General features: G+C 42.8%; 4 protein-coding genes and 1 pseudogene. 2 read left to right on the top strand and 3 right to left on the bottom strand.

What is annotated here, in order from left to right:
* From VB654_RS06275 to VB654_RS06285, 3 genes and pseudogenes are all read right to left on the bottom strand, one after another.
* A pseudogene (locus VB654_RS06275) lies at nt 1-803 on the bottom strand (Glu/Leu/Phe/Val family dehydrogenase); the annotation flags it as partial.
* Between the two features lie 156 nt (nt 804-959).
* A complete protein-coding gene (locus VB654_RS06280; protein ID WP_323212739.1) occupies nt 960-2,438 on the bottom strand; it encodes a carotenoid oxygenase family protein in 1,479 nt (492 codons plus the stop codon).
* Nucleotides 2,439-2,508: 70 nt separating this feature from the next.
* A complete protein-coding gene (locus tag VB654_RS06285; RefSeq protein WP_323212741.1) occupies nt 2,509-3,906 on the bottom strand; it encodes a folate/biopterin family MFS transporter in 1,398 nt (465 codons plus the stop codon).
* A 207-nt stretch (nt 3,907-4,113) separates the two neighbouring features.
* Between VB654_RS06285 and VB654_RS06290 the strand changes: the two genes are divergently transcribed.
* Nucleotides 4,114-4,449: a thioredoxin family protein gene (locus VB654_RS06290; RefSeq protein WP_323212742.1), complete on the top strand. Its 336-nt coding sequence runs from the start codon at nt 4,114-4,116 to the stop codon at nt 4,447-4,449.
* Between the two features lie 54 nt (nt 4,450-4,503).
* Complete coding sequence (locus VB654_RS06295; protein WP_323212743.1) at nt 4,504-5,673, top strand: LL-diaminopimelate aminotransferase; 1,170 nt, start codon at nt 4,504-4,506, stop codon at nt 5,671-5,673.
* The last annotated feature ends 208 nt before the right edge of the window (nt 5,674-5,881 follow it).

The raw sequence follows: 5,881 nt of genomic DNA on the forward strand, positions 1-5,881 counted from the left end.
GGAATATCAAGACCATCTGGGGAATAAATACCCCCTGAACCTGTGGAGACAGCTAAAATTTTCGCTCCCGCTTCGTGTAATAATTCTGCTGCTGCACCCCCGACATTACCGAAACCCTGAATCACTACTCGCACTCCCTCAAGGGATTTACCTTGGGTGGCTAATGCTTCACGGACAATAATCATTACACCCCTGCCTGTGGCCATTTCCCGTCCCAAGGAACCACCAATGGAAAGGGGTTTACCTGTAACTACTCCGGGGACAGCATGACCAACGTTGACAGAATAAGTATCCATCATCCAAGCCATTTCACGGGCAGAAGTACCCATATCTGGGGCGGGAATATCTACAGAGGGACCAATATCTTTAATTAATTCGCTGATATAGCGGCGACTGATTCTTTCTAATTCGCCCACACTATAAATTTTGGGATTTATGGCTATTCCTCCCTTTGCACCGCCATAAGGTATGCCTAATAATGCACATTTCCAAGTCATCAGCATGGCTAAGGCGGAAACTTCCCGCAATGTCACGGCTGGATGGTAACGAATCCCACCTTTGTAGGGGCCTAAAATATCAGAGTGCTGCACCCGATGTCCTGCTAAAACCTGGATTTCACCATTATCTAGTTTCACGGGTATGGAAACTGTGACTACTTTGCGAGGATTACTGAGAATTGCCAAGACACTTTGATCAAGTTTTAATTCTTTACCTGCTGCATCTAAGTAACTACACGCTTGATCAAAGGGACAAATGTGCGCTGGAGTGGCAGCTTCAAACGGTAAGGGAGATGTTAAAACCATAAACTTTTCTCCTAGTCGCGGTATCTTCGCGTACTGGATATGTATGGGTTTATTTTATCCTAGACTGGAGAAGAAATGGTGATTTTGTAGTTTTTGTTACAATTTGATTTTTTAACGCAGAGGGGCGCGGAGGGAAGCGCAAAGGTTCGCGGAGTGTTAGATTTCGGCGGTGAAGTTGCCATGTAGTCCATAGGGAATATGATGTTGGAGATGTAGTTTGGCTACTGCACCTTGATTAAAATCGCTGGCATTTAAGATTACTAGGTCTGAGCGATGGTGTGTAGCATCATATACCAAGGCTAAGACCCAGCCATCATCTTCTTTTTGTGCATCTGGGTGGGGGACAAATATCGGCTCACCGATGAAACCACGAGGTGCAGCACTCCAAATTTGTCTTTCTCCAGACTTTAAATCGATTTTTAGTAATGCTTGTAAGGGCGCGTTACCTGTTTCTGCTTGAGCCGCAGCTATGTATAAATATTGATAATTCCTTCCAACAAGTTCAGGATTTATACTGGGAAATTCACAACAGCGACTTTCAATCATTTGTGGTCGGACTGTCCCTGTCTCAATATTGAGATGAAAGCGCCACAGTTGTCCAGGTGATATTGCTTCAAAATTAACTTGGCGGAAATCGCTTTTTGGTTCGACTTCTGGGAGTGATTCGTAACAAATGGAGTCAATGACAATTTTATCATCAACTTCAAATGCATTTGCGTGGTGGAATACAAAGCCAGCCTGAGTAGAGAGAATTTTTACCTCTGCTTGAGTGTGACGGGGAATCACTATAATTCGAGTCGGTTGATTTGGCTGAAATTTGATACATTCTCCAGCAGCACGTATTCCCAAGGCGAAAGGTATGGGGTTAAAGGTGACGGGATTTTGAAAGAAGATACAGTAATTGGGAGTAATGACAAAATCGTGAATGAAACAGAAACCCGGAACACTATGAGCGTGTTGTCTGACAACTTTACCGTCTGGGTTGAGTTCAAATATAGTAATTGTGGTGGATAATCCGGGTTTAATGGAGAAGTTTACTAGACAAGGTGCGCCACCGTCTTGGTGACAACTAGGGTCAAAGCGGGGATGGGCGCTGAAAGCTTCACCTTCTGAAAGTACACCGTTGAAATATTCTTTTCCTAAAGTTTCTAATGTGCTGGGGTCAAGTTGATGGGGTTCTGCTGCTTCCCAGAGTGCTAAAAGTTTACCACCCCAATAGATAACGTTAGTATTGGCAATATTTTTAATTTTGAAGTCGAAAATATTCGCTAACCAACCGCCGGGTTTTTGTGTACCAAATACTCCTCTGTGCAGGATTTTTCCCGCTTGTTGTTCTGCTAAGTAGCCTTCTGTGCGGATAAAGCGGTTACGGAAATGGGCGCGACCATTCGCAAAGCTGATGCGGCTAATCATTCCGTCGCCATCGAAGGGATGATGAATGGATTGTCCATTGATATCGAGTACACCGGGACCATTTCTAAATAATGTTCCTTGCAATTCTGGGGGAATTTGTCCTTCTATATCATCAATCCAATAATCATATTCTTGGGTCAGCGATTTATATCCTCCTTGCCAATCTTCACGAGTATATGATTTTTCGGGACTTAAATTTTCTTCTGTTTTTAAGGTTTGCATTTGTTGTTAAATTTGATGGAAAATATGGATTAGGTTCGCGCAAAGGCGCAAAGACGCAAAGGTTTATGAATTAGGGTACTAAGTTGGGTAACAATGGTTCTTCTTGATTAGTTACCGCAGCTGGTTGTAATGTTGGGAAATCGGCTTGCGGGTCGTTAGCAGGTAGCCAACGAATGAAGGGTAATGGTAATAGTGTGCTGAGGTTTGTAATAATTACTAATAGCCACAGTAGTTCAAAGTTTGTTTCGGTGATACCTAGCCAGTGCATGATGATGGCTCCAAATTCATAAGAAACCATATTTGCTAAGTTGGAAACTGACATGAGTACAGCAAATAATGTGGCTTCTACTCCTGGGGGACATAATCTCGCAGCTAATACTAATACTGGCATATAGGCGATTTGTCCCATAACTGTGAGGATGAGACTATCACCTAAACTAAACCAGTGGTCGTCTATACCTAATGCTCGATTGGTGTGAGTCACCAGCAGTAGCATTGTCATTCCTAAGACTGAGGAAAATACTGTACTCCAAGCAAAAATAGTGCGGAATGGCACACCTTTGAGGAAGCGTTGGAAAATCCAAATACCGATTAAGGAAGCGCCGCTTGTTACTAGTCTTACCCGTCCTAAAAATTCTGGTTGAAAATGTAGTTCGTTGGTGCTGAAGAAGAAGAAGGCTGCATCAGCTGTGGGGGTGGCTAACCAGACAAATACAAAGGCTGTGGGTAGCCAAATGGCTTTTTGTGTGACTGCTTGGCGGAGTTGTTTGAGTTGATGTTTGGTTCCCAGAGGATTATTGCTGTGATTGTCTTGGGTATTTTTTCTAATTGGGGTTTCAGCGATTAACCAAGCTACTGCGGAAACGATGAGGGGAAATGAGGCGGTAATCCAAAATACGGTGCGGGTGGTGAAATGTTCTAATAGCATTCCGCTAAAGTAAGCGGTGAGTAAACCGCCAAATGCGGAAGCACCCCAGCACAAAGATTGTAATGAACCTGCTGCTGCTTGTGATTCTACTCTAGCTCTTTCGACAACTAATGAGTCAACTATGACATCACTGACTGCGACGGAAAGAGAACCAAGGGCGATCGCTAGTGTAGCTGCCCAACTACTATGAACTATGGTGGCTAAACTTACCCAAGAAATTGCTCCTAATATCCCAGAGAGGATTAAATATGGTCGGCGACGGTAGCCAAATATCGGTAAGCCATCGGAAATAAAGCCAAACACTGGTTTGATAATCCAAGGTAAGGCGACAATTCCCAATAGTGCGGACACTTGCGCTGGACTTAGTAGTAATTCATCTTTGAGAAAAAAGCTGACAGCTAGACGCGCCAACCCTAAAATTCCTTGGACAAAGTAAACGGTAAGAATAGCAATTAACTCGGCGCTGGGTTCATGACCGAAGAAAATTTTTTCTTTTACTGAGTCCTTTACTTTGGTCAAGCCAGGGAAGTCAATCAGCATTTGATAAATATTTTTGAAGTTTTATTTACTTTTCTATCATATCTATTTCTCAGAATCTAGGTTTTCCATATTGTATTGTGGTGAAGCTAAAGATACCTTCTTCCCTGTTCCCTGTTCCCTAATCTCTACGCTAACAGCATCTAACAGTTTTAAGATAAAGTATTATATATGCGAACTTTGACCAATGCCACCTAATGGAGATGTCTAATGAGTAAGGGTGTAATCACCATAACTGATAGTGAGTTTGAATCAGAAGTATTAAAAGCCGAGCAACCTGTATTGCTTTACTTTTGGGCTTCCTGGTGTGGCCCTTGTCAATTGATGTCGCCAATAATTAACTTAGCGGCTACCAAATACAGCGATCGCCTAAAAATTGTGAAAATCGAAGTCGATCCCAACCCGATGACTGTGAAACAGTACCAAGTAGAAGGCGTACCAGCCTTGAGACTAGTTCAGGGAGACAAGGTATTAGCATCCACAGAAGGAGCTATTGGTAAAGAAAAATTACTCAACTTCTTGGATACCCACTTAAGTAGTAATTAGTCAATAGTAGCTAACTAACGATTAATTACTAACGACTAATGACTAATTATTTATATGCAGTTTGCTCAACGTTTACAACCCCTGCAATCCAATGTATTTGCTGATATGGATCAAGCTAAGGCTGTGGCTTTATCAGCCCGAAAGCAATTAATTGATCTGTCTCTGGGTTCTTCTGATTTGCCAGCCCAGCCCCATGTGATTGATGCGATCGCCAAATCTCTCTATGATCCAAGCACCCACGGGTATTTGCTGTTTCACGGGACACAAGCATTTCGCCAAGCCGCAGCTCACTGGTATGAACGAAAATTTGGCATTAAAGTTGACCCAGAAACTGAAGTAATGCCCCTCATTGGTTCTCAGGAAGGTACAGCCCATCTACCTTTAGCACTGCTGAATCCAGGAGATTTTGCTCTGTTGCAAGACCCCGGCTACCCCTCCCACGCTGGAGGAGTCTATTTAGCTAGTGGTCAAATATACCCAATGCCACTACTAGTAGAAAACAATTTTTTACCAGTATTTGCTGATATTCCGATGGATGTTTTAGCTCAATCGCGGATGATGGTATTGAGTTATCCTCATAATCCCACGGCGGCGATCGCACCTTTGGATTTTTTCCAGGAAGCAGTGGCTTTCTGTCAGCAGCATAATATCGCCTTAGTTCACGATTTTCCATACGTGGATTTGGTATTTGGCGAAACTGGGAATGTCGTTCCTTCTGTGCTGCAAGCTGACCCAGATAAAAGCGTCTCTATTGAATTTTTTACCCTTTCCAAATCTTATAATATGGGCGGTTTCCGCATCGGTTACGCCATTGGTAACGCCCAATTAATTCAGGCTTTACGCCAAGTCAAAGCAGCCGTTGATTTTAATCAATATCGGGGAATTTTGAACGGTGCGATCGCTGCCTTAACAGGCCCTCAAGCCGGAGTCACAGAGGCGGTTAATACCTTCCGTAAACGTCGTGATGCTTTTATTAATGCTTTACACCGCATTGGTTGGCAAGTCCCCACTCCCAAAGGCACAATGTACATTTGGGCTAAGTTACCCTCACCTTGGCATCAAAACTCCGTGGAATTCTGTACTCAGTTAGTCAAACAAACTGGTGTCGCCGCTTCCCCTGGTGCTGGCTTTGGCAAATCAGGAGAAGGATATGTCCGCTTTGCTTTGGTACATGAACCACCTATATTAGAAACTGCTGTCACCAGAATTGCTGAGTTCTTGTAGTAAATCGGCTACAAACAATATTAACCAGGTTTTATCAGTCATTAAACGTAGAAATATCCAAAAATTAACTAATAACTTGACAGATAATATACAGAAACTTTACACAATTAAGTCACCCGATTTTGTAGAATTATTTTTCACGTTCTGCTACAAACTGTAGTATGAATTTTGAGTTGAATAAATCAGAAAATTTGGGGATGACAGATAG

Source organism: Nodularia sp. UHCC 0506 (assembly GCF_034931045.1).
GTDB lineage: Bacteria > Cyanobacteriota > Cyanobacteriia > Cyanobacteriales > Nostocaceae > Nodularia.